The sequence below is a fragment of the Streptomyces sp. 8N114 genome, assembly GCF_052245835.1.
GTDB lineage: Bacteria > Actinomycetota > Actinomycetes > Streptomycetales > Streptomycetaceae > Streptomyces.
Window position 1 is genome coordinate 55,637 of sequence record NZ_JBQQBT010000013.1, and the last position, 23,499, is coordinate 79,135.

The following is a 23,499-nucleotide window of genomic DNA, read 5'->3' on the forward strand; positions in this document are numbered from 1 at the left end:
GGGCAACGGCACCAGCACGGCACTCAGCGGCGGGGAAGGAGACCCTGTGGACGATCTGACGCGACTGCCCGCAGGACTGCCCGAGCCCGAGGACGACGGTGCGGCGGACCACCTGCCGGGAACGCGGCTGCCACACCTCGAACTCCCGGAGACAGGCGGGCAGTTGGTGGCTCTGGACCGACTCGGCCCCGGGCGCACCGTCCTCTACGTCTATCCCCTCACCGGCCGCCCGGACCGCGACCTGCCCAGCGGCTGGGACAGCATCCCCGGTGCACGCGGCTGCACCCCCGAAGCATGCGGATTCCGCGACCAGCACGAGCAACTGCGTGCCGCTGGTGCCGCGGCGGTATTCGGCGTATCCAGCCAGGACAGCCCCTACCAGCGGGAGGTGGTCGAGCGGCTGCGGCTGCCCTTCGCGATGCTCTCCGACCCCGCGCTGACCCTCGCCGGAGCCCTCGGCCTGCCCACCTTCACGGCCGGCGGGCGGACGTTCTACCGCCGCCTCACCCTGATCGTCCACGACGGCGTGATCGAGCACGTTTTCTATCCCGTCTTCCCTCCGGACCGGCACGCCGCCCAAGTTCTCGACTGGTTGCGGGCCGATCCCCGCTAGGTACCGCCCAACGGGGACGCCCGGTACCTCTGGACGAGTGAAAGATCGGCAAAGCAGAACGGATCGTCGGCCCGGATCGCATCTGACGGAGTTTGCTACGGCTCTGACGGGCTTTCCTCTGACCCCAACAGAGAGTCTCCGGGCTCGACGGTAAGGACTTGATTCAGATGCGTAAGACCAAGATCGCCACCTTCGGCGTCCTGACAGCGGCCGCCGTTGCCGTTCCCGCCGCGCCTGCCTTCGGGCAGGAGGCGCAGTCAGCCGACACACACACGCACTCGGAGACCACGCAGCGTCAGGGTTCCGCTCAGGGCTCCGCGACCAACAACACCTACGAGGTGCGCTCCGGCGACACTCTCTCCGAGGTGGCACAGAACCTCGGCACCAACTGGCAGGAACTGGCCAGGCAGAACAACCTCGAGGATCCCGACCGGATCTACCCCGGGCAGCGCCTGACCGTCGGAGAGGCCGCACCCCGGCCCGCCCCGACGGCCCCGGACACCGCGGCCCCGCCCAGCGCCGGACAACAGACGGCATCACAGGCGCAGCAAGCAGCCCCCCAGCCGCAGCAGGGGCCGCAGGGCCGCAGCAAGGCCCAGGCCCCGAGCGCCTCGACTGCGGAGAACTCCGCCAAGGCGGAGATCATCCGCCGGGAGTCCAGCGGCAACCCGAACGCACAGAACGGCAAGTACTACGGGCTGTTCCAGACCGACCAGCCCTGGGGCAGGGGCACGGTTGCCGAACAGCACGCCGGAGCCGAGCGCTACGTCCAGCAGCGGTACGGCTCCTGGGCGGCGGCGCTTGCCTTCCACAACTCGCACGGCTGGTACTGATCGTCATCCCGGGCCCACCTCCGCCCGTTCCGGCCCCGGTCCGCCCACCGTCACGGCGGGCCGGGGGCGGTGGCTTCCGAAAACGGATGGGCGCCGTTCCAAGGGCGTGCTAGCCTCCGCGCGACGGGGTCGGCGGGGTCGCTGACCTGAGCGAACAGCGATTGGGGAGATGAGTTGATGATTGCCGTGGAGACCGCCGCGACACGCGGTGCCCGGACAGTTCTCATCTCCCGGGTCCCGGTCCTGAGCTGAGCTGAGCCCAAGGACACGCCTGCTCCGCCACTCCGGAGGCGCACACCACGCTCCTGAGCAGCACCGGGACCCCTCACACAAAGGTGTTCCCGTTGTCCCGATCATCCACAACTGTCTTCACCACCCGCGCCGAGGTGCCCGGCTCCGCCGACGACGCCGCAGCGATCCGCCGGATCACCCTCGCGGCGTTCCCGACCCCGCAAGAGGCCGGGATCGTCGAGGCGCTGCGCGCCGATCCCGCGGCGTGGATCGACGGTCTCTCCCTGCTCGCCGAGACCCCCGACGGCACGCCCGTCGGGTACGCCCTGCTCACCCGCTGCCATGTCGAAGGACACCCGGCGCTCACCCTTGCCCCGTGCGCGGTGCTGCCCGCGTTCCAGCGGACGGGAGCCGGTTCGGCGGCGATCCGTGCGGCACTGGCCGCCGCCCGGGACCGGGGCGAGCACCTGGTGCTCGTCCTCGGACATCCGGAGTACTACCCGCGATTCGGGTTCGTGCCGGCCTCCCGGTTCGGCATCCGCGCCCCGATCGAGGTGCCGGACGAAGCGATGATGGCCCTCACCCTGGGCGAGCACACCGATCCGGTGCCGTCCGGTGTGATCCAGTACCCGCCCGCGTTCGGGATCTGACGGCTCCGGCCCCGGCCCCGTCGTCCGGCAACGCTGCCGTGGCGACGGCGCTGCAGTCATAGCGGTGCTGCCGTGCCCGAACGGGACATTCCGTACGGGCACGGCAGTGTCCTGTCGCCGAGCCTGACGGGCCGGTCAGTCCTCGGCCCAGCCGTGGCTCTTCCCGAACTGCACTAGACGGCGCCGGATGTCGAGGATCTGCGCCCCGGTCAGCCCCGGCCCGGCTTCCAGCAGCAGCTCCGTGACCGCCCTGGTGTACTCCGCGACGCTGAGTACGTCGCACATCGGATCTTCGCCGTCCTCCACACGGGAGGGCACGGGCCCGTGCGGAGCGTGACTCCCGGCAGCGGACGGTGACTCGAACGAGGGGGAATCGGGGCGCTCCAGCAGCCGGACGGACGAGGCTTTCAGGCCCCGGTCCCCGTCCTCGATCTCGAACTCGACCGCCACGCCGGTGTGGACGAACGACTCCGGCATCATCAGATCGTTCGCGTGCAGAAAGACGTCTTCGCCCCCGTGGTCCGGGGCGATGAATCCGTAGCCCCGTGCACCGTCGAACCGGACGACTCGGCCAGCAACCATATCCACCCCAAACCGCACTCCCCGGGCCCCTTGCCCGGACACCTGCCCGGGATCTTAGCGACCGGGATCCGTGAGCGGGATGCGGCGGGCAGGCCCCAGGAACGCCCCGGGAGTGCCCGGGAGTGCCCCTGAGCCCCGGGCGTCACGCCGCTGATACGGTGATGCACCGTCAGGAGATCCTGCTGTCAGGTCAGTTGGCGGCCTTGGCCATTCCGTGGGTTTACCGACGCGAAGTTGGGGCACGCGGCCTGTGCCGGGTCTCTCTTCCGAGGCTCGCCCCCCATCAGGACGGCTCCCGAGTTCGACGCGCCGGGAGCCGGGAGAAGGCGCACATGTTCACTATCCTCCTCACCGTCGGCCTCGCCCTGATCCTGGCCGTCGCGTTCGGCCTCGCGGCCCGTCTCAGGCAGCAAGCGGCGGTCCTCGACGGGCAGCAGATGGAGCGGCGCTTCGGCCCCGAGTACGAGCGGGTCCTTGCCCGGCGCAACGGCGACGCCAAGGCCGCCCGGCGGGAGCTGGCCGCCCGGCTCCGGCGCTACGGATCTCTTGAGGTCCTGCCGCTCGGGTCCGGGGCGCGCGAGCGCTACCTCGCCCAGTGGAAAGCCGTCCAGGAAGACTTCGTGGAGTCCCCGGCCAGGGCGCTCGGTGAGGCGGAGGCGCTGCTGACGCGGTTGGCCGCGGAGCGCGGCTACCCGGCAGAGGCACCGTTCGAGGAGCGGATCGCCGCCCTCTCGGTGCACCACGCCCGGCGCGTCCAGGGCTATCTGCGCGTTCACGACGTACGGCACGGTGTCAGCACGCAGAGCACAGCGAACACCGCGAATGCCCGGAATGCCCCGGACTCGCGGGATGCTGCGGAGACCTCCCGGAATAGTGCGGAGACCTCCCGGAATGGTGCGGGCACGGAGGACATGCGTGCCGCGCTCCTCGAAGCGCGCGCCCTCTTCGACTCGCTCCTCAACGCCCGCGCCTGCAACGGCGGCGGCCATCAGCAGGAGCGCACCGTCCGCGCCGCCCGGCCCCGCCTGGGCCTGCCCGGCGGCACGGCACCGCGCGCACACTGACGCGCCGCGGCGTCAGTCCACCAGCGCCGAAGCCATGGCGCGCGCCTGCCGCAGCCACTCGGCGCGCTGGGTGTCGGTGGAATCGGCCACCGTACGGAAAACGGCGCGCCGTACGTCCGTCACCCCTGTGTACGGCAGGATGCAGGCGCGCCAGATGTTGTCCAGCGGGTCGTTGAACTCCCGCTCCTCCCGCTGTGCCGGGGTGTCCGAGGTGTTGAGGACCAGAGCGCGGTCCGCGGACAGCAGCCCCACCGGCTCGCCGTCCGCAGCGCCCAGCTTGTAGGCGACTCCGGGAGCCAGAACCCGCTGCACCCAGCCGGCGAGGACGGCGGGCGGCATCCCCCACCAGTTGGGGTGGACGAACACAAGGGCATCGGCCTCTGCCACCTCCGCGCGGTGCCGGGCCGTCCCCGCGTCCTTAGCGTCCTCGGCGATGGCCGCCACGCTCACAGTGTCCGTCTCCTGCGCGGTCAGCAGCGGGTCGAACGCCTCGGCGTACAGGTCGTGTGCCAGTACCTCGCAGTCGCGCTGCCGCAGCTCGTCGACGACGGCGTCGAACAGGGCGTGGTTGAAGCTGCCGGGACTGGGGTGTGCGAGGTAGGCCGCTATACGCATGGGGCCATTGTGGAGCATCCTCACGGGGGCGGAGACGCCTCCATGACACTGCGTGAACGCCTTTCGTGGCGGGCATGACATGCACCCGACCGGGCATACAGGGTGATCAGGGATAGGCTTGTCGATGATGGGCGCGCAGGAGGCGCCGGGCCCGGTCGGCCCGTGTCGCCGATATGGAGTGGTACTGATATGGGCGTGAATCCCTCGCCTCCCGGTCGAAACGCCCGTGATGCCACACAACGGGCAGGTGAGGTCATCGAACTGCTCGAAGTGCTGTGGGAGCGGGGCAGGAACGCCGTCCCCACCGCCCCGGTCTCGCCCTCGCAACTGCGCGTCATGTACTGCGTCGACCGCGACGAGGGCATGAATCTGCGCACGCTGGGGGAGGCGCTGGGCTCCGCGCCGTCGTCGGTCAGCAGGCTCTGCGACCGGCTGGAGGCGATCGGATTCGTGGAGCGCTCACCGAGCCCGACGAGCAGGCGGGAGTTGGAACTGCGGCTGACCCGCCGGGGCAGGGCGTATCTGCGGAACCTGCGGCAGCAGCGGGAGGAGGCCCTCTTCGAGATCCTGGCCACCATGCCGTCCCGCGAACGGGAAGCACTGCTCAAGGGGCTGAAGGGCTTCGTCTCCGCCGCGGAAGGCGCCTCCTCCTACCCTTCGTCGGCGGTCCCCACCGAGCGGACGATGAGACCTGCCTGACCGGCACAGGTCGACCGGTCCTCGGCCTACCCAGCGGTGCGCCCACTGCCTACGGTGGCGGCATCGACTGTGGAGGGGGAGCAGTGTCTTACTCATCAGGACCGTCCTATCAGCCAGGCCCGCCACCCGGAAACGACTCCAACACACTGAGCATCGTCGGCATCGTGCTCGGAGCCATCGCCTTCATCTTCTGCCCGCCCGGCTTCGGAATCGCGGGGATCATCTGCGGCGTCGTCGCCAACTCCAAACGGGAGCGGCTCGCGCCGATCGCGATCGGGGTGTCCATAGCCGGGCTCGTCCTCGGCATGGTGCTCGGCGTGCTGGTCTTCCGCGGGATGTACGGCGGCTGACCCGGGTCTTGTGCACCCTGCATGGGGGCTGCCCCCCGAAGGGGCGCGGGGAACTGCGCGATCAGCCACAACTCACCCGCAGCCCGCACACCTCCGGAAGGGGCGCCCCCTCATCGGCAAAAGTGAGGACCGCCCGTAGAAGCGCGGGGCCCGCAGCGCGTGCCTGCCCGGCCCGCGGTCCACGGCCCGCAGCCTCGGTGTCCGCAGCAGCCTCAGTGGCGGATCGTGCGGAGCCGGTCGAGGCGGCGGGTGCTGCGCCGGTGACCGAAGGGGCCGGGCAGATGCAGCGATGTCGTACGGCGCCCCGCCGACCTGCGCATCCGGCGCGGGCTGTGCCTGCCGCCTGTGGTGATGGTCACCGAACGGCGGTGGATGTTCATCCGTACTCCCGGCAGAATCCGGAAGCTCTTCCGGTAAGCGAGCCCCATGATTCCTCCCTCTCGCACTTCCTGTCGTACTGGTGAGATCCCCGGGTACCCGCGGGGGAGCCGCCCAGTCACGGCCCTTGCGGCCCGCGAAGGCAGGGGCGCTCGGCTGCGGAGGCGGTCGGTTACGAAGAGTTACGACCGGTGGCGCTACGCACCGTGCCACCATGAGCGACGGTGGGCACATGGGCGGCGACGGGAAAGCGGGTGCGGGGTGGCGGCGAAAGCCCTGGTGGTGCAGAACACGGCCCTGGGAGGGCCGGGCCGGTTCGGCGACTGGCTGGTGGAGGCCGGGGTCGCCGTGCAGATCGTCCGGGCATACGAGGGCACACCGCTGCCGCCCCGGCTGACGCAGGACGCGCTGGTGATGCTGGGCGGCGGCTTCATGCCGGACGACGATGCGCGCGCTCCCTGGCTGGCGCCCACCCGCGCACTGGTGGCGGAGGCGCTCGACGCCGGCACGCCGGTCTTCGGGATCTGCCTCGGCGGACAACTGCTGGCGCACGTTGCCGGGGGAGCGGTGGCGGCCGAGCACGGCGAGCCCGAGATCGGCAGCACCCCGCTGACCCTGAGAGCCGAGGCACAGAGCGACCCACTCTTCCACGGTCTGCCCCGGCGGGTGACCGCGATCGAGCGGCATGTGGACGCTGTTACCGCTCTGCCGACCGGCGCCGTCTGGCTCGCCGAGAGCGAGCGCTGCCCGTACCAGGCGTTCCGCGTCGGGGAGCGGGCGTGGGGTGTGCAGTTCCATCCCGAGACCGCCCCGGAGCGGATCCGCGCCTGGGATGCCCAACGCCTGGCCGCCCACGGCCTGGACCGGGCGGAACTCCTCAGCCGGGCCATGGACGACGCCGTCACCGCAACCCCGGTCTGGCGGCAACTGGCCCACCGCTTCGCGGCGTTGGCGCAGCAGTCGGCGTAGGGAGGCAAACGCCCGGTTGCCGCGGTGCTGCCGGCCGGCGTCGACGTTGACGAGACGGTGGCCGAGCATGGCCGGGTGGTACGGGGTGCCCACCGGAAGCAGGCGGATCGACGAGATCGGTACGGCTCCCCCGTACGTCAGCCATGTTGCTCCTGCACGATGTGGACGCCTGCCGGGACACCGGTCACCCCGGGCAGACGGTCACCCACGCGCAACTCACGGAGACGGGGAAAGGCGCGCAGCCATTCCATTGATACTCCGACACTCTGGGACAGCCAGAGGTGAGTCAGGTGTTCGGCGGGGAGGTGGGCGGTCAGCTCATCGGGCGTGAGCGGACCCGCGACCTGTACTCGGGCGCGGCCGCCGAGTGCGGCCAGCGCACGCAGCTCTGCGAGGTCGGAGACGGGGAAGTACAGGTCGGTATCGTCCAGGTGGGCGATGATCTCCCGGGCGTAGCGATCCGTGTCGTAGCGGTGCCAGCCCTGTGCCAGTTGGGTGCGGATGGCGTGGCTTCGGCGGTCGCGCAGGAGGGCCAGATAGTCGATCGCCATGTCGTCGCCCATGGAGGTGACGGTGACGGCGAGGAGGTACGCCTGCGCGTCGGAAGCGGTCGAGGGGTCCGGGAGCAACTCGAGGACGAGAGGACCAGTCCATCCCAGGGCGCGAGCGGCAGCCGTGCTGGTGGGCGGAACCACGGCACTGCCGTAGCGCCGCACCCGCGCGCGGATTTCGGGGTCGAGCTCCCGGACGTGCTCAAGGCCGGCGAGGGCCAGGAGTATGCGGCGGAGGCGTTGTGAACCGCGCTGACCTGAGTGCGGGGCGAGCAATCCGGTCAGCAGATGCGCGCACTCGTCGGGGCGGGCATGCGCCACCGCCATGAGTACGACGTCCTCCCACTCGGCGCGATGTGCGTTGCCGAGCAGCAGATCGAAGTCGTGCCGCCGCACGATCTCCTGCGCCGCCAGATGGTCCCGAAACGTGTCGTGGACGAACTCGACGGTGCCGGGGAAGGGTTCGCGCAGCACGCCGGTCCGGTCGAGCAGATGGCGGTACACGTGCTCGGCCCTGATCTCGTCAGGGACCTCCGGCAGGGCAGGGAGACTCCGATCGAGGATGTCCACGGCCGTGTGCCTGTCCATCTCCGACAGGTCCTCGACCAGCATCCGGTGTGCCAGCGACTGGAGCAGCAGGACCTTTGGCTCCAACGGCAGCTGAACGGGGTCGGCTCGGGTGATGTTCCGCTCGGAATCCCGGCGTTCGAGGAGCATGGCCAGGACGGCGTCGTACAGCTCCTTGCGGCTGGCCGGAAGGCTGCCACCGCGCTCCCGGTGCAGCGCGCAGAGCAGCCCGCACATCAGCGGATTGGTGGCGAGTCGACCAAGATGGCGGGAGGTGTGGAGCACGCGGAGAAGGTCTTCCGCGTACGCGTCCGGCCGGTTCGAGTCGGCGGACGGCTCCTGTCCGGCCCCGTGATGCCGGCGCCGGACGAAGTTCGACACCTCGTCGCGACTCATGGGCACCAGCAGCAGCTCACTGAAGCCCAGTGGTGACAGCCAGCCGTCGTGCACGGCGGACGGCCGGGCGGTGACCAGCCATACGTTTCCGGGGTACATGCCGGTCCACACGCGCAGCCGTTGCCGTAGCCACTGCCGCTCACTCGCCGGTACCTCGTCGACGCCGTCGATGAGCAGCAGCGCGCGGCCCTCCTCCAACACCCGCTCCACCCAGGCGGCGGGCGGTGCGCCGACGCTCGCGTGTCCGATGGCGGCCGAGAGGTCCGAGGGCGGCGGGAACCCTTCGGGTGGAAGGCGCCGTACCGGCACCACGAAGGGAATGCGCCCGTGCAAATGGGAAAGCTGGGGCGGTAGTTCCCGCTGGGCCGTGGACACGGCGAGCCGCTGGATGAGCGTGGTCTTGCCAGAACCCGCCTCGCCGCAGACGAAGATCCGGGTCAGCCCCGCCAGAGCCTGCTCCACCGGGACCGGCGCAGAGCCTTCGCTGTCGGGGTGTTCGCACCGCAGGCTGAGGTAGACGGCGTCCAGGGGCCAGGAGCCCGAGGTGTGGTGGAGGTCGATGCCGTGGAGGGTGAGGTGGCCGTGGGATCCGGCGATGTCCCGCGCGTAGTGCTCCTCGAACTCGGTGTCCGCGCTGCTGGTCTCGCCACGGTGGGCCGGGCGTTGGGGCCTGTTCTGGAGTTCGTCGAGCCGGTTTCGGAGATCGGCGAAGCGCTGGCCCTGTTCGGCGAGATTCCCTGCTGCGAATGAGGCGCGCCGGGCGAGGGATTCCAGAACGTGCTGCGCGATGCTGTCCACGAGCAGGCCGTAGAGGAGCGTTCCGTTCTCGGTCAGCGCCCGGTCGGCGTCGGGCACAGCGGACTTCAACAGCTGCGCGAGGCGCTCCGGCCGCGACTGGAGGGCCTCCGCAGTGCCCATCTCCAGTTCTCCCAGGACCGCCAGGGTGCGGGCGAGGGCGTCGGTCACGGCGGCGTCTTCCTCAGGGGCGACGGGCCGTTCCCCGGGGTCGCTCACGGCTCGCCGTACCAGGTCCCCGGCCAGCGAACGCAAGTCGCGTGCGTTCAGGGCGTTTCGCTCCCCGTTGAAGTCGACAAGACGCCGGAGCGGCTGCTTGCGTTCGTCGGCCTCGTGGGGAACGAACAGCAGGTCGATCTGCGCGGCGACGGAGGGCTGGGCGAGGCGACTGACGATGCCCGCCGAGTCGATGCGCGATGCCCCGGGCGGTGGTCCCTCGAGCTTGACGAGGTGCAGCGCGATCTGGCGGCACGCGGCCCTCAGGGCAAGGCGGTACGTCTCGGCTTCGTCGGCGGACAGGCCGAACTCCGAAGGCGGGGCCAAGCGTGCCAAGCTCTCGGCGACCTCGACCGCCGGGCGTTCCTGCATGTCTCCGACGCTGAGCTGGAGGTCGCGGAGCCCACGTAGCGCGGTTGCCACAGCTCTGGTGATGTCGCGCTGCTCCCTGGCGACCGGGACTGCCGCGGTGACCTCCTGGAGTGGGATACCGGACTTGCGGTCGTGGACCGTCAGGCGCAGCGTTCGGTCGCCGTGCTCGGCTGGGGTGAAGGTGAAATCGACAGCCCCGGTCCCTTCCCTGCCCACGGTGTACAGCCACGAGGCCGGGGTTACGGTGTCGTTCCCCGTAGGGGTGGCGACGACGAGTAAACCCGCTTGGTCGGCCGGCTCCGCATGCAGAGGGTGGGTCGGCGCGTCGAGCTCGAACCGGATCGTCGCAGGTGCCCCAGCCTCGACGGCGTCGTCGAGAAGGGTCACTCTCACCTCGCAGCGGCGAGCACGCTCCGAGGGCTCTCCACCGTTCTCGGCCGACCGTTCGAGTGTGGTGGCAAGCGCCTCACCGCCCGACCTCACACCCGCGGCGAGCGAGACGTAGCGGACCAACTCCTTTGCCAGAAGCCCGAGTTCCTGACCGTCTTCGAGGTCAAGCACGGCGGACACCGGCGTCGACCCGTCGCCCTCGGCCCTTGAAGAGGTGGGCTGCCCGATGGCGCACAGCCTCTCGACGCGATGTGCGATGCTCTCCGGCACATCGCCTTCGCTGACCCCTGGCTTCACGCGCACCGCCCTACCCCCGGGGAAACCACTGAACCCGCTCGCAAGAATTCTAGGTTCCACCCGAGCCCGCCGTATGGGCCTGTGGAAAACCCGGACCGGCTCTGCGCACCTGGGTACGGGCTCGACCATAGAGCACACCGCACTCGGCGACGACCGACCGGACGTGCGGACGTACTCCCAAGCGCGCGACGTGCCCCGGAGGGGGCGGGCAAGGCGTGCCCGGACACGGCCTAGCGGTACAGCACCGACTGGATCTTCGGGTCGTCCACGTTGTGCCGGTCGTACCAGTAGTAGCCGGTGTGGATGGTCTTCGGCAGCTTCTCGCCCCGCTTGGCCTTGAGTGCTGCGTCCACCACCTTCCGGCCGATGGCGAGCGGGTCCTGGGTGATGGCGCCGAGCATCTCGCCCTTCTGGATGGCGTCGATCTGGCCTTTGCCGGAGTCGAAGCCGACTGTCTTGATGCTCTGGCGGCCGCTCTCCCTGACGCCCTGGATGACGCCCATGGCGGAGCCCTCGTTGGTGCCGTAGATGCCCTTGAGGTCGGGGTTGGCGGTGATGACGGCCTTGGTGATGTCGGCCGATTTGGTCTGGTCGCCGCCGCCGTACTGCACAGGCAGCAGCTTGATACCTGGTGCGTGCTTCGACATCCAGCCCACGAAGCCGTCCCGGCGGTCGATGCCCGAGCCGCTGGTCTGGCTGTGCGCCACGACGGCGACCTTTCCCTTGCCGCCGAGCGCCTTGGCCAGATGCCGCGCGGCCTCTGCGGCTGCCGCCCGGTTGTCCGTCGCGACGGTGGTACGCGGAATCCCGCTGTCCACTCCGGAATCGAAGGCGATGACAGGCACGTTGTCCCGCTTCGCCTTCCGCAGCATGGGTTCGGTGGCCCGCGAGTCGAGGGCCGCCAGCCCCAGCGCGTCGGGGCGTTTGCCCACGGCGTTGGTCACCTGCGTCACCTGGGTCTCGACATCGCTCTCCGTCGCCGGGCCCTGGAAGCTGATCTCGGCGCCGCGCTCCCTGGCCTCCTGCTGGGCACCTTGCTTGACTGACTGCCAGAACTGCTGCTGGAAGCCCTTGGAGACGATCGCCACGTACGGTTTCGCACCGCCGCCCGGCTTGTCGGAGGCCGCGCAGCCGCTGAGCGTCGACATCAGGGCCGCCACGATGAGCGCGGCGATGCGCCGGGTACGTATGGTCATCGGACTCCCTCGGTGACTCCGGAGACGGCGGCCGCACGCTTGCGCGCCATGTCCGCGTAGACGGCGACGACGATCACGCTGCCGAGGATGACGTTCTGCCACTCCTGCGGAACGGCCAGCACCTGGAGGCCGTTGTTGAGCACCGAGATGATCAGTGCGCCGATGATCGTACCGACGACGGAACCCTTGCCGCCGCTCAGCGAGGTGCCGCCGATGACGACTGCGGCGATGGCCTGGAGCTCGTATCCCATACCGGTGGCGGGCTGGGCCGAGCCCAGCCGCGCGGAGATGAGCACGCCCGCCAGGCCGATGAACAGGCCCGCCAGCGTATAGACGACGATCTTCCACTTGCGTAGGTCGACACCGGAGAGCGCGGTGGCCTCCTCGTTGCTGCCGATGGCGTACGTGTAGCGGCCGAGCACGGTGCGGCTGAGCGCCACTGAGGCGAGCACCGCGACGGCGGCCATGATGAGCACCGCGTTGGGGAAGTCGGTGCCCGGGATGATGCTGCCGGTGGAGATGTCCGTGTACGCGGTCGAGTCGAAGTAGATCGGCGCACTGCCCGAGATGACCAGCGCCAGCCCGCCCGCCACCAGCATCATCGCGAGCGTGGCGATGAACGGCGGCAGCCCCAGCACGGTGACGTTCAGCCCGTTGACGAAGCCGATGAGTGCTCCGAACAGCAGCGTGCCGAGGACGCCCACGGCGATCGGCAGCCCCATGTTGGTGATCAGGACACCGGAGATGACGGCACACAACGCCATGCCGGTCCCGACGGACAAGTCGATGCCGCCGGTGATGATCACGAACGTCGCGCCGAGCGCCAGTGTGCCGATCACCACGGTTGCGAAGAGGATCGAGGTGATGTTGCCGTAACTCAGGAAGATCGGGTCGGCGATCGCGAAGACCACACAGATCACGACCAGGCTGCCGAACGCCAGGAGCTGCTGGAGGCGGCCTTTGAGCGTGCCGCCCGCCGCGGGTGCCGGAGCGACGAGGTGCTGTTCCTGCTGGGGCGCTGAGGCCGTCGAAGCTGTCATCACTCGCCTGCCTTGGGGATGCCGGGACTGCTGCCGGTACGGGAAGCGGGGTCATCGGGTGCGGTGGGCCCCGGGGAGGGCGTCCCGGGACGCAGCGTTGCGTAGTGCATGACCTGCTCCTGGGTGGCTTCTGCGGCGGTGAGTTCGCCGGTGATCCGGCCTTCCGCCATCACCAGGACGCGGTGCGACATCCGCAGCACCTCGGGCAGGTCCGAGGAGATCATGATGATTGCCTTGCCCTGCCCGGCCAGTTCGTCGAGAAGGCGGTAGATCTCCTCCTTGGCACCCACATCGATGCCGCGCGTCGGCTCGTCGAAGATCAGCACATCGCACTCCTTGACAAGCCACTTGGCGATGACGACCTTCTGCTGGTTGCCCCCGGAAAGGTTCTTGACCGCACGGCCGATCGAGGGCGTGCGGATCCGCAGCGTGGCGACGGCCTCCGCCGCACGCTCCCGGACCGCGGCATCCCGGACGAAGCCGAACGACTGGAAGCGTTCCTTGAGGGAGCTGAGCGCGATGTTCGTACTGACGCTGTCCTCCACCAGCAGGCCCAGCCGCTTGCGGTCCTCGGACAGATAGCCGATGCGGTGCCGTGCCGCGTCGGCCGGGTTGTTGATCCTTACGGGGCTGCCGTGCAGCGTCACCGTGCCGGAGGTGACCGGATCGGCGCCGACCAGCGCCCGGGCCAGCTCGGTGCGGCCCGCGCCCATCAGCCCCGCGAAGCCCAGGATCTCGCCCTTCCTGAGCTCGAAGCCGACATCCCGGAGCAGGGCCTTGGTGCTCAGTCCGGAGACCGAGAGCACCGTTTCGCGGTGCTGTCGTACGCTCCGGGGGCCGGTGCCCTCCTCCAGCGCGCGGCCCACCATGTGGGCGATGACCTCGGGCATGGTGGTGTCCGCGGTCCGCAGGGTCTCGACGTACCGGCCGTCGCGGATGACGGTGATCCGGTCGCAGAGCGACTTGAGCTCCTCCATCCGGTGCGAGATGTAGATGACGCCCGTCCGTGGCCGTACGAAACGCCGGATGAGCTGGTGCAGCACCCGCACCTCGGTGTCGTTCAGTGCGGCGGTCGGCTCGTCCATGATGAGGACGCGCGGGTCGTGGGAGAGGGCCTTGGCGATCTCCACCATCTGCTGCTGGGCGACGGTGAGGGTGCCGACGGTACGGCGGGGATCCAGGGGGAGTTCGAGGCGGTCGAGCAGTTCCCGGGTGCGGGTCTCGAGCGCCCGGTGGTCGAGCAGGACGGCGGCTTTGCGGGGTTCCCGGCCGATGAAGACGTTCTGAGCGACCGTCAGGTCCGACATCAGGTTGAACTCCTGGTGGATGATGCTGATGCCGCGTCGCTGCGCGTCCCGCGGTCCGGTGAGGCGCAGCGGTTCGCCGTCAAGGAAGAACCGGCCTTCGTCGGGGGCGTGGATGCCGGAGAGCAGTTTCATCAGCGTCGACTTGCCCGCGCCGTTCTCCCCGACCAGTGCGAGCACTTCGCCGTGCCGCAGGTCGAGCCGCATCCGGTCCAGGGCCTTGACGCCGGGGAAGCTCTTGCTGACTCCCTCCACGCGCAGCAGCGCCGGGCCGGCCTGGGTGGCTGCTGTTTCCGCGTTCTCGCCGGCCATCTCAGGGCTGTTCCATCGGGTCGAGGCTGCGCACGGCAACTCCTCCAGAAATCGATTTCAGGTAGCGTAGAAATGCAGGCTCAGGCCGTCAACAGGTGCGACAGGGACTATCCTTGACGGGTGTCGCGCGTGCCGCGTCCGGGCTGGTCGCATGCGGCCCACCCGCGTCAGACGGCGCTGTCAGCGAGAGGACCATTGACGGTGAAATCGATTTCTGCAAGCCTGCGGCCATGCCCCTCAACGCAGTCCTAGGCGTGGATATCGGCACCTCCAGCAGCAAAGGCGTCCTGGTCGGACTGGACGGCACCGTGCTGCGCTCGGCCGTACGCGAGCACACCGTCGACCGGCCGGTGCCCGGACATGTGGAGATGGACGCCGCGGTCTGGTGGGACGAATTCGTCTCCCTCTCGCGCGAACTGACCGACGGCGTCGACGCCGAGGTCGTCGCCGCCGGAGTCAGCGGTATGGGCCCCTGTGTCCTGCTCACCGACGCCGACGACACACCGCTGCGCCCCGCCGTGCTCTACGGCGTCGACACCCGTTCGACCGCGCAGATCGCCCGGCTCAACGAGGAGTTGGGCATCGAGGAGATCCGCCGCCGCTGCGGCTCCGACCTCTCCAGCCAGGCCGCCGGAGCGAAGATCGCCTGGATCGCGGACGAGGAACCGGAGCTGTACGCGCGCGCCCGCCGGCTGTACATGCCCAGCTCATGGCTCGTCCGCAAGCTGACCGGCGCCTACGTCCTGGACCACCACTCGGCGAGCCAGACCACCCCGCTCTACGACACCGTCGCCCGCCAGTGGTACGCCCCCTGGGCCGACCGGATCGCCCCCGGCATCGAACTCCCGCCGCTGCGCTGGTCCGGAGAGGTCGCCGGCACCGTTACGGCCGAGGCCGCCCGCCGCACCGGACTGCCCGAGGGCATCCCCGTCATCACCGGCACCATCGACGCCTGGGCCGAGGCCCTGAGCGTGGGCGCGCACCAGCCCGGCGACCTGATGCTGATGTACGGCACGACGATGTTTCTGATCCACACCGTGCCCGGGCTGCTCACCGACCCGGCGCTGTGGAGCACCGTCGGTGCCCTCCCCGACACCCGCAACCTCGCCGGGGGCATGGCCACCTCCGGCGCCGTCACCGGCTGGCTGCGCGAACTGTTCGGCAACCCCGAGTACGCCGAGCTCCTCCAACTCGCCGAAGCCGCCGGGCCCGGCGCCAACGGCCTGCTGATGCTGCCGTACTTCGCGGGGGAGCGCACTCCCGTCATGGACCCGCAGGCCCGCGGCGTCATCGCGGGCCTGACCCTCTCCCACACCCGCGGCGACCTGTACCGCGCCGCGCTGGAGGCCACCGCGTATGCCGTGCGGCACAACATCGAGGCGCTGGAGCAGGCGGGCGGCGACATCCGCCGGGTCGTCGCCGTCGGCGGCGGCACCCAGGGCGGGCTGTGGACGCGGATCGTCTCCGATGTCACCGGCAGAACCCAGGAGTTGCGCACCACCTCCATCGGCGCCTGCTACGGCGGCGCGCTGCTCGCCGCGCAGTCGGTGACCGACGCCTCGATCGACGCCTGGAACCCCGTCCGGGAAACCGTTGGGCCGGACCCCGAAAACACCGCCCGCTACGGGGAGTTGTACGGCCTCTATCGCGACCTCTACCCGGCCTCGGCCGACGTGGTCCACGCCCTCGCGGCCCGCCAGGACCGCTGAGCCGCTCCGCTGGAGGTGCCCCTGTCCGAGGCGTGCGGGCTGCGGATGCTCCCCCAAGCTCTTCGAGCAGGGAGGTACCCCCATGGCTTGTCGCGCAGTTCCCCGCGCCCCTTACGGAGCGCATCGGCCGCGCTGTGCCGGGCACGCCTCAGAGGCCGCCGTGCTCCGTCGGCAGTCCGTGTTCGGCCAGCGGCCCCACCGTCCAGCCCGCAGCGCGGCAGCGGGCGACCAGGCGGGGGAGGACTGCCAGCGTCGCCCGCCAGGAACAGGGGGCGCTGTTGCGGTCGCTGTCGTGCAGCAGGACGGTCGCCCCGCCCGTCAGCCGCTCGCCCAACTCCGCGAGCACGCTGTCCGGGTCGGCGTCGGCCCGCCAGTCGCGGCCCCAGGCGGTCCACAGCACCGGACGCAGCCCCGCCTGCCGCGCGGCCCACCAGCGAGTGGCGGTGAGCACCCCGTACGGCGGCCGGTACCAGCGGGGCGCGGTGCCCGCGATCTCGCGTACGGCAGCCGCGGCGCGCTCCAGGTCCGTGCGGTCGGCCACCGGGCGGGGCAGCCACGCGGGCTGGTGCTCCCAGCAGTGCACCGCCAGCTCATGGCCCTCGGCGGCCATCCGCCGTACGAGAGCGGGGTGCCGCTGCACGGCTGCGCCCTGGAGGAAGAAGGTGGCCCGCACGCCCAACCGGTTCAGCTCCCGCAGGAAGTGCGGGGTGGACCGTACGTCCGGCCCGTCGTCGAAGGTCAGGGCGATGTGGTCGGCGCTGCCGCGCCCGTCCAGCGACGGGCGGAGCACAGCGCGTACGGCAGGCAGCCAGGTCGCGGCCGGGACGATGTGCACGGCGGCGACGGCTGCCGGTGCTGCTGCCGCCAAGGCGGCCAGGGTACGTGGCTGGTTCACCAGATCTCCTTCTCGGAAGTGCCCACCACCGCCGGCGACCTGGCCAGTTGCACGCTCCCCACGCTGATCAGGGCCAAGGCGACCACCTCGGGCGCCACCCGCCAGCCCAGCGACAGCCGCTCGTCGAACAGCGCGGCACCCAGCACCACGCTCAAGAACGCGTCACCCAGCGTGAGTGCGGGCTGCGATGCCACCAGCGTGCCCGCGTGCAGGGTCAGTTGGAGCAGCAGAAACCCGGAGACCCCGGCCACGGCCACCCCGTAGGTCTGCCACGCCGTCAGCAGCGCCACCGGACCGTCGTCCGCCAGCCGCGAGATCGCATCCTTCATCAGCGCCGCCGTCACCCCGAACAGCACCGCTGTCGCCGAACCCAGCACGGTCGCCCGCGGCGCCGACGGCAGCCGGAACGCCACCACGGTCAGCATCACCACCAGTGCCGCCATCAGCGGGGCTGCCACCATCCACCGGTCCGAGGGCACGGAAGCGGACCCGCCCGACGGCCACACCAGCCACAACAGAGCCGCCAGCCCCACCACCATCGCCACGAACGCCACCCATGCCCGCCGCCCGGGGCGCTGCCGGAACACCAAGCTGCCCAGCATCAGGGTGAACAACAGCTCCGTCGTCATCACCGGCTGCACCACGGCCAGCGGCCCCGTCGCCAGAGCACCCGCCTGGCACACCGCGGACACCACCAGCATCGCCGCCCCCCACAGCCACACCGGACGGCGCAGCAGCCCTGGCAGCCACGACAGCCGCCGCCCGGAGGGACCGGGCCGTACCACCGCTGCAGCCCGCCGCTGGAGCACCGAGGCGGCGGCGTTCCCCAACGCCGCGAGCACCGCCAGCAGAACCGAGACCGCCGTCCACAGCACGCGTACGCCTACCCGAAGCGCTGGGCCAGGCTGCGGAACACCCCCGGGGCCGTCCCGTGCAGCCACGCCGGCATGGCCATCCAGGACGGTACGTACGCGTTGGGGCGGCCTGTCCGCAGTGCCCGGCACACCGCCTCGGCCACCTTCACCGCGGGAACGGGCCGGGGCCGCTCGCGGCGGTAAGGGGCGCCGCGCCGCTGGAAGAACGGGGTGTCGACCACCCCGGGCAGCACCATCGAGACCCGCACACCGCTCGGGGCCAGCTCGTAGCGCAGGCTGTCGGCGAACGCGGTGAGCCCGGCCTTCGTCGCCGCGTACACCGCCTCTCCCCGTACGCCCACGCTGCCCGCCATGGAACCGATCAGCACCACCCGCCCGCAGCGCTGGTCCACCATGCCGGGCACCAGCAGCCGCACCAGGTGCAGTGTCGCGTTCAGGTTCACGGCGAGCACGTCGTCGATGTCCTCGGGAGGCATCGCGGCGAACGATCCGGCCCAGCCGATGCCGGCGCCCGCCACCAGCGCGTCCACCCGCCCGCTGTGCAGCAGCGCCTCCTCGGCCAGCCGGCCACGCGCCCGCGGATCGGCCAGGTCCGCCGGGAGCGGCACCCCGCCGGTACGGGTCGCGACCTGCTCCAGCCGCCTCTCGTCCCGGCCGTTGAGCAGCAGCCGCCAGTCGCCGTCCGCGGCCAGCCGTTCGGCGACGGCCGTGCCGATACCCGACGACGCGCCGGTGACCAGTGCCACCGGGCGGTGCCCGTCCCGCCCGGCACCCGCCCGCAGCGACTCGGTCCGGGTGCGCTCCGGCGGCCGGGCCCGCGCGGGCACCGGAAGCCCGCCGGCCGGAAACCGCCGATGCGAGCGCCGCGCGGAAGGGGCTCGGAGCAGAGGGTGCGTCGGACGGCGGTCGGATCTGCCGAGCCTGTCGATCACAGTCGCCTCCGGTGAGCAGTACGGGCCGCGACGGGGCCGGGGTATGGGTACCGGGGAACAACGGGCCCCGGCTCCAGCATGCTGGCAACCGCGCGGCACACCCGCCCGGAGCCGTTGCCCGGGCCAGCCGAACCACCTGTTCGGCTCCCCTCCCGCGGAACGGGGCCGCGCCCGGAACCCCGGCGGGGCACGGGGTGGCCGGGTGCGGCGCGGCGCGTCGGCGCCGACTGAGTGTCGCTGCGAGGCGCCTGACGGCCGTTCGCAGCACACTGGTCTACGGATGTGCCGAGGGTCCACGGCCGCGCCGAGCCGCCCGCAGAGCCCGAAGGCGTCGTCCTGGGCCGAGCCGTCCAGGGACCGCCCCGGCACGCCCCCCACCGGCGACGGGCGCTGCGCCGGTCCGCCCACCGACGACCCCTGGAGCCCCATGCCGCACCGCTTCCTGCTGCTGAGTGCCAGCATGGGCGCGGGGCACGACGCGGTCGCACACGAGTTGGCACACCGGCTGCGGGCCCGCGGTCACGAGGCAACCGTGCGCGACGTCCTCACCCTCCTGCCGGCCGACATCGGCCAGGGGCTGCGCGCCGGGTACCGCGCCGCCGTGCGGCATGTGCCCCGTCTGTACGGCGCCGTGTACGCGGGATTCCTGGCGACGGTCGGCGGACCGGGTCCGCGCCCCAGCAGCGCACCCCTGGCAGCCCTTGCCGAGCGCCCGCTGCTGCGGGCCGTCGCCAGGTGGCGCCCCGATGTCGTCGTCCCCACCTTCCATCTGAGCGCGCAGGTGACCGGGCGGCTGCGGGCGCGGGGCGCGCTGGAGGTACCCGCGGCGGTCGTCGTCGTCGACTTCGCCGTGCACCGCGGCTGGCTGCACCCCGGAAACGACCTCCACCTGTGCGTCACCGAGACCGCAGCCGAGGAGGTACGGGCCACCACCGGGGGCCCCGCCCGCACCACAGGGCCGGTGGTGCCCGCGCGGTTCTTCCGGCCCCGCGACGTGGACGGCCACTGGCGGGCCCTGCTGGACCGGCACGTGGCTGCCGCGGCGCAGCACACCACACCGGTGTCGCCCGAGCGGCCCGCCGTACTGATGTCCACCGGCGCCTGGGGTGTCGGCACCCGACTGCTGGAGACGGCGCGGCAGCTGGCGGCGCACGGCTGTGTGCCCGTCCTGCTGTGCGGGAACGACGACCGGCTGCGGCACCGCGCGGCCCGCTATCCCAGGCTGCTGCCCCTCGGCTGGGTGACCGATCTGCCGGGGCTGATGGCGGAAGCCCACGTACTGCTCGACAACGCGGCGGGCCAGACCGCGGCCCAGGCCCTCGCGGCGGGCCTGCCGGTCGTCGGCCACCGTCCACTGCCGGGCCACGCCGCGGCCGGCGTACGGGCCATGGCGCAGGCCGGACTCTCCCGGCACGCGGTCGGCAAGGGCGAACCGGCCCGCACGGTCCACGAACTCGCGTTCCCCGGCCCGGCCCGCGCCCGCCAGACAGCCGCCGCCCATGCCGCATTCCGTACCGATGCCGCCGAGGAACTGCTGGAACTCGCCGACCGCGCGGGCGCGGCGCACACGCGGGGCCGGTGAGCCGGCGCGGCCCGGTGCGTCAGCGCAGCTCGCGGAAGAACGCGCGTACGTCCTCGACGAGCGGGCCCGGGGCCTCCATGGCCAGGAAGTGGCCGCCTGCGCCGAGCTCTCTCCAGTGCACGATGTTGTGGTCCCGCTCCGCCCATGGGCGGACCGTCACATCGTGTGCGGAGAGCAGCACGCCGGTGGGTACGGTGCCACGCGCTGCCGCCGCCCAGTCCTGGCCGCCCTCACCCGGATCTGCGCCGTCGTCGGCTCCGTACTGGTCGCCGGCGGCCTCGGACCAGTCCTCCGCCATTGCGTCCCAGTCCTGTGCCGAGACCGCCTCGTAGTAGACCTGTGCCGCCGGTCCCGCCGTGGCCGTCAGCCAGTACAGCGAGACAGCGGTCAGGAAGCGGTCCCGGTCGATGCTGTCCTCGGGCAGGCCGTCCGCCGGGTCGGTGAGCTCCTTGAACTTCTCCACGATCCAGGCGAGCTGACCGGCGGGGGAGTCGGTGAGTGCGTAGGCGACGGTCTGCGGGCGCTTGGAGTTGCACTGCAAATAGCCGTCGTTGAAGTTCTGCATCCGCTGCCAGCGCCGCTCATCCGCTTCGGAGAGGCCGTCCATCTCGTCCTCCGCCCCCACCGGAAAGGCGATCAGGGCGTTCAGATGGATACCGGTCACCCGTTCCGGTGCCTGCTTGCCGACCTCGGGCGCCACCCAGGCTCCGGTGTCGTAGCCCTGCACGCCGTAGTGCTCGTAGCCGAGCCGTTCCATCAGCCGCACCAGCAGTCCGGCCATCCGGGCCGGTCCCATACCGGGACCGGCCAGCGGAGTGGAGAAGCCGAAGCCCGGCAGCGAGGGGATCACCAGGTGGAAGGCGTCGGCCGGCACACCGCCGTGCGCCGTCGGATCGGTGAGCGGGCCGATGACGTCGAGGAAGTCGGCGAACGTGCCGGGCCAGCCGTGCAGCAGAAGCAGCGGGGTGGCCTCCGGGTGCGGGGACCGTACGTGCAGGAAGTGCAGCCGCTGCCCCTCGACCACGGTGGTGAACTGCGGGTGGGCGTTCATCCTGGCTTCCTGTTCCCGCCAGTCGTGCTTCGTGGCCCAGTAGTCGGCCAGCTCCCGCAGATACTCCGGTGGTACGCCACGGCTCCAGCCCACGCCGGGCAGCGCGTCGGGCCAGCGGGTGCGCGCGAGCCGGTCGGCAAGGTCGTCGAGGTCGGCCTGCGGGATGTCGATACGGAAGGAGACGATCTCCTGTTCGGTGCTCATGGCGGCGACAGTAGATCCCCGTTGGGACAGGTTCGGTCCTATATCGCGGGCGGCAGTGGCGGCCATGGCCCACCGCTTCCGTCACCGGCCACGCCGACCGCCTGACCTGTGGTCCTTCGGCACCATGGCCAGGCCCGCGGGAATGCCGATGGACGCCTGCCGTGCCGGTGACGACGTTCGCCCGGAGGAACTGGCACAGTCGGTGCCATGACAAGCAGCACGGCGGGGGCGCGTATTGCACTGGTGGTTCTCTATACCGAGCACTTGCAGGAGTCCCGCCGCTTCTACGGCGGCCTCGGCCTCACCTTCGTGGAAGAGCGCCATGGGCAGGGCCCTCTGCACTACGCCGCCACGCTGCCCGACGGCACCGTGTTCGAGCTGTACCCGGCGACCGAACGGCGCCCCGTCTCCAGCGTGCGGCTGGGCTTCGACGTCGTGGGTCGGCGGATGAGTCCGCCGTTGACCCCGGGGCGGCATGTGGTCGACGACCCGGACGGGCGGGCCGTCGAGCTGTACGTGCGGTGAGAGGCGGAAGCGCGCAGTAAGGCATCCCTCTCGCGACGGGCCGACGCCGCCCCGCAAAGCCGTTGCCGTAGGGGATCAGCCGCAGCAGTCGCAGCCGGGGCGGCAGCCGCAGGCGTCAGTCGCAGTCTCGGCCCCCGGGGGCTGCTGGGCCACCGTGGCGGTGGGGCTCGCGCAGCACCCCTTGCCTTGCCAGGCGTCCCGGCCCTCCTTGATCGCGACGGCGGCGATGGCCAGAGCTGCGACCGGATCCGCCCAGGACCAGCCCAGCGTGGCGTTGAGGACGAGCCCGACCAGCAGTACAGCGGACAGGTAGGTGCACAGCAGTGTCTGCTTGGAGTCCGCGACGGCGGAGGCGGAGCCGAGCTCCCGTCCGGCTTTCCGCTGGGCGGCGGACAGGAACGGCATCACGGCCAGCGACAGTGCCGCGAGCACGATGCCGGGGACCGAACGCTCCGCTTCGCCACCACCGATGAGGGTGCGGACCGCGTCCACGGCAACGTAGCCGGCGAGCGCGAAGAACGAGCCCGCGATGATCCGCAGCGTGGTCTTCTCCCGCGCCTCCTGCACGGCGTGCTCACGGGCGGAGAACTGCCAGGCGACCGCCGCGGCGGAGGAGACCTCGATCACGGAGTCCAGACCGAAGCCGACCAACGCGGCGGAGGAGGCGAGGGCACCGGCTGTGAGGGCGACAACGGCCTCGATGGCGTTGTAGGCGAGCGTCGCGGCGACCAGCAGCCGTATTCGGTGGGTCAACACGTCGCGCCGTGCCGCCCCCGGGCCGAGGGCGAGGGATATCTCCGCCGTCATGGTCAGCAGCATCCCTTCTCGTCGGCGTCCTCGCACGCGCGGTCGCTCTCCACCGCCACCACGGCGTTACGCAGGTCGTCCAGCGCGTGACCGAGCCGTTCGTCGGCCAGCTCGTAGCGCGTACGGCGCCCGTCGGGCGTCGTGACGACCAGTCCGCAGTCGCGCAGGCACGCCAGGTGGTTCGACAGCCGGGTACGGGAGATGCCGAGCGTGTCGGCGAGGTCGGACGGGTAGGCCGGGGCATCGCGCAGGGCGAGCAGCAGCCGACAGCGGATCGGATCGGCGAGCGCACGTCCGAACCGGGCCAGCACCTCGATGTCGGTGGCAATGGTCAGCATGCTCTGACGATACACGGGATCCTGAATTCAGGGAATCATGAATGATTGCTGCTCAAGATCGCGCAGCGAGTCGCGGCCCCGGGGCTGCGCCGTAGCGCTGCGTACGCAATTGCCGTCCAGAGGGTGTCCGGGGTGGGGGTTCGGGCGGGGTGGATTGTGAG

23 protein-coding genes are annotated in these 23,499 nt (G+C 71.1%); 10 read left to right on the top strand and 13 right to left on the bottom strand.

Going from position 1 to position 23,499, the window contains the following annotated elements; genetic code table 11:
• The first annotated feature begins 46 nt into the window (after positions 1–46).
• The 3 genes from ACTWQF_RS24175 to ACTWQF_RS24185 all read left to right on the top strand — a co-directional run bounded on the left by ACTWQF_RS24175 (position 47) and on the right by ACTWQF_RS24185 (position 2,327).
• Positions 47–613: a peroxiredoxin gene (locus ACTWQF_RS24175; RefSeq protein ID WP_443281742.1), complete on the top strand. Its 567-nt coding sequence runs from the start codon at positions 47–49 to the stop codon at positions 611–613.
• Between the two features lie 167 nt (positions 614–780).
• Entirely contained in the window at positions 781–1,446 is a 666-nt protein-coding gene (locus tag ACTWQF_RS24180) for a LysM peptidoglycan-binding domain-containing protein (protein ID WP_443281743.1), read from the top strand.
• Positions 1,447–1,790: 344 nt separating this feature from the next.
• Positions 1,791–2,327: a GNAT family N-acetyltransferase gene (locus tag ACTWQF_RS24185; RefSeq protein ID WP_443281744.1), complete on the top strand. Its 537-nt coding sequence runs from the start codon at positions 1,791–1,793 to the stop codon at positions 2,325–2,327.
• Between the two features lie 135 nt (positions 2,328–2,462).
• On the opposite strand, the gene ACTWQF_RS24190 is transcribed toward ACTWQF_RS24185, so the two are convergent.
• Entirely contained in the window at positions 2,463–2,909 is a 447-nt protein-coding gene (locus tag ACTWQF_RS24190; RefSeq protein WP_443281745.1) for a cold-shock protein, read from the bottom strand.
• Positions 2,910–3,241: 332 nt separating this feature from the next.
• Here ACTWQF_RS24190 and ACTWQF_RS24195 point away from each other — a divergent pair, with 332 nt between their 5' ends.
• The gene (locus tag ACTWQF_RS24195) at positions 3,242–3,973 is read left to right on the top strand and encodes a hypothetical protein (RefSeq protein ID WP_443281746.1); all 732 of its coding nucleotides are present in this window, start codon (positions 3,242–3,244) and stop codon (positions 3,971–3,973) included.
• A 12-nt stretch (positions 3,974–3,985) separates the two neighbouring features.
• Here ACTWQF_RS24195 and ACTWQF_RS24200 read toward each other — a convergent pair whose 3' ends face one another.
• The gene (locus ACTWQF_RS24200; RefSeq protein ID WP_443281747.1) at positions 3,986–4,588 is read right to left on the bottom strand and encodes an NAD(P)H-dependent oxidoreductase; all 603 of its coding nucleotides are present in this window, start codon (positions 4,586–4,588) and stop codon (positions 3,986–3,988) included.
• A gap of 189 nt (positions 4,589–4,777) precedes the next feature.
• Between ACTWQF_RS24200 and ACTWQF_RS24205 the strand changes: the two genes are divergently transcribed.
• Positions 4,778–5,287 carry a MarR family winged helix-turn-helix transcriptional regulator gene (locus ACTWQF_RS24205; RefSeq protein ID WP_443281748.1) on the top strand — a complete coding sequence of 170 codons (510 nt, stop codon included), beginning with the start codon at positions 4,778–4,780 and terminating at the stop codon, positions 5,285–5,287.
• 83 nt (positions 5,288–5,370) lie between these two features.
• Complete coding sequence (locus ACTWQF_RS24210) at positions 5,371–5,637, top strand: hypothetical protein (protein WP_443281749.1); 267 nt, start codon at positions 5,371–5,373, stop codon at positions 5,635–5,637.
• 212 nt (positions 5,638–5,849) lie between these two features.
• Here ACTWQF_RS24210 and ACTWQF_RS24215 read toward each other — a convergent pair whose 3' ends face one another.
• Positions 5,850–6,065 carry a DUF4236 domain-containing protein gene (locus ACTWQF_RS24215; RefSeq protein WP_443248620.1) on the bottom strand — a complete coding sequence of 72 codons (216 nt, stop codon included), beginning with the start codon at positions 6,063–6,065 and terminating at the stop codon, positions 5,850–5,852.
• Between the two features lie 211 nt (positions 6,066–6,276).
• Between ACTWQF_RS24215 and ACTWQF_RS24220 the strand changes: the two genes are divergently transcribed.
• Positions 6,277–6,984: a type 1 glutamine amidotransferase gene (locus tag ACTWQF_RS24220; RefSeq protein WP_443281750.1), complete on the top strand. Its 708-nt coding sequence runs from the start codon at positions 6,277–6,279 to the stop codon at positions 6,982–6,984.
• A 137-nt stretch (positions 6,985–7,121) separates the two neighbouring features.
• Here ACTWQF_RS24220 and ACTWQF_RS24225 read toward each other — a convergent pair whose 3' ends face one another.
• The 4 genes from ACTWQF_RS24225 to ACTWQF_RS24240 all read right to left on the bottom strand — a co-directional run bounded on the left by ACTWQF_RS24225 (position 7,122) and on the right by ACTWQF_RS24240 (position 14,420).
• Entirely contained in the window at positions 7,122–10,442 is a 3,321-nt protein-coding gene (locus ACTWQF_RS24225; protein WP_443281751.1) for an NACHT domain-containing protein, read from the bottom strand.
• 356 nt (positions 10,443–10,798) lie between these two features.
• Entirely contained in the window at positions 10,799–11,764 is a 966-nt protein-coding gene (locus tag ACTWQF_RS24230) for an ABC transporter substrate-binding protein (protein ID WP_443281752.1), read from the bottom strand.
• Positions 11,761–12,804 carry an ABC transporter permease gene (locus ACTWQF_RS24235; protein WP_443281754.1) on the bottom strand — a complete coding sequence of 348 codons (1,044 nt, stop codon included), beginning with the start codon at positions 12,802–12,804 and terminating at the stop codon, positions 11,761–11,763. Before ACTWQF_RS24235 ends, ACTWQF_RS24230 begins: the two co-directional genes overlap by 4 nt.
• Positions 12,804–14,420 (bottom strand): sugar ABC transporter ATP-binding protein, encoded by a 1,617-nt coding sequence (locus ACTWQF_RS24240; protein WP_443281755.1) that lies wholly within the window; start codon positions 14,418–14,420, stop codon positions 12,804–12,806. The genes ACTWQF_RS24235 and ACTWQF_RS24240 overlap by 1 nt, the downstream gene beginning before the upstream one ends.
• A gap of 230 nt (positions 14,421–14,650) precedes the next feature.
• On the opposite strand from ACTWQF_RS24240, the gene ACTWQF_RS24245 reads away from it, so the two are divergent.
• The gene (locus ACTWQF_RS24245; protein ID WP_443281756.1) at positions 14,651–16,129 is read left to right on the top strand and encodes an FGGY-family carbohydrate kinase; all 1,479 of its coding nucleotides are present in this window, start codon (positions 14,651–14,653) and stop codon (positions 16,127–16,129) included.
• 148 nt (positions 16,130–16,277) lie between these two features.
• On the opposite strand, the gene ACTWQF_RS24250 is transcribed toward ACTWQF_RS24245, so the two are convergent.
• The 3 genes from ACTWQF_RS24250 to ACTWQF_RS24260 are packed head-to-tail and all read right to left on the bottom strand — an operon-like array spanning position 16,278 to position 18,726.
• Entirely contained in the window at positions 16,278–17,024 is a 747-nt protein-coding gene (locus ACTWQF_RS24250) for a polysaccharide deacetylase family protein (RefSeq protein WP_443281757.1), read from the bottom strand.
• Entirely contained in the window at positions 17,021–17,899 is an 879-nt protein-coding gene (locus ACTWQF_RS24255) for a DMT family transporter (RefSeq protein WP_443281758.1), read from the bottom strand. The genes ACTWQF_RS24250 and ACTWQF_RS24255 overlap by 4 nt, the downstream gene beginning before the upstream one ends.
• Before the next feature lie 8 nt (positions 17,900–17,907).
• Positions 17,908–18,726, bottom strand: coding sequence for an SDR family NAD(P)-dependent oxidoreductase (locus tag ACTWQF_RS24260; protein ID WP_443281759.1), 819 nt, complete (start codon positions 18,724–18,726; stop codon positions 17,908–17,910).
• Positions 18,727–19,258: 532 nt separating this feature from the next.
• On the opposite strand from ACTWQF_RS24260, the gene ACTWQF_RS24265 reads away from it, so the two are divergent.
• On the top strand, positions 19,259–20,413 hold the full coding sequence (locus ACTWQF_RS24265) for an MGDG synthase family glycosyltransferase (RefSeq protein WP_443281852.1): 1,155 nt from the start codon (positions 19,259–19,261) through the stop codon (positions 20,411–20,413).
• A gap of 19 nt (positions 20,414–20,432) precedes the next feature.
• Here ACTWQF_RS24265 and ACTWQF_RS24270 read toward each other — a convergent pair whose 3' ends face one another.
• The gene (locus tag ACTWQF_RS24270) at positions 20,433–21,668 is read right to left on the bottom strand and encodes an epoxide hydrolase family protein (RefSeq protein WP_443281760.1); all 1,236 of its coding nucleotides are present in this window, start codon (positions 21,666–21,668) and stop codon (positions 20,433–20,435) included.
• Positions 21,669–21,875: 207 nt separating this feature from the next.
• On the opposite strand from ACTWQF_RS24270, the gene ACTWQF_RS24275 reads away from it, so the two are divergent.
• Positions 21,876–22,193 carry a VOC family protein gene (locus ACTWQF_RS24275; RefSeq protein ID WP_443281761.1) on the top strand — a complete coding sequence of 106 codons (318 nt, stop codon included), beginning with the start codon at positions 21,876–21,878 and terminating at the stop codon, positions 22,191–22,193.
• A gap of 75 nt (positions 22,194–22,268) precedes the next feature.
• Here ACTWQF_RS24275 and ACTWQF_RS24280 read toward each other — a convergent pair whose 3' ends face one another.
• Together ACTWQF_RS24280 and ACTWQF_RS24285 are read right to left on the bottom strand one after the other, a co-directional pair.
• Positions 22,269–23,000, bottom strand: coding sequence for a cation transporter (locus tag ACTWQF_RS24280; RefSeq protein ID WP_443281762.1), 732 nt, complete (start codon positions 22,998–23,000; stop codon positions 22,269–22,271).
• A 2-nt stretch (positions 23,001–23,002) separates the two neighbouring features.
• Positions 23,003–23,338, bottom strand: a complete 336-nt coding sequence (locus tag ACTWQF_RS24285) for an ArsR/SmtB family transcription factor (RefSeq protein ID WP_443248634.1) — start codon at positions 23,336–23,338, stop codon at positions 23,003–23,005.
• Between the last annotated feature and the right edge of the window lie 161 nt (positions 23,339–23,499).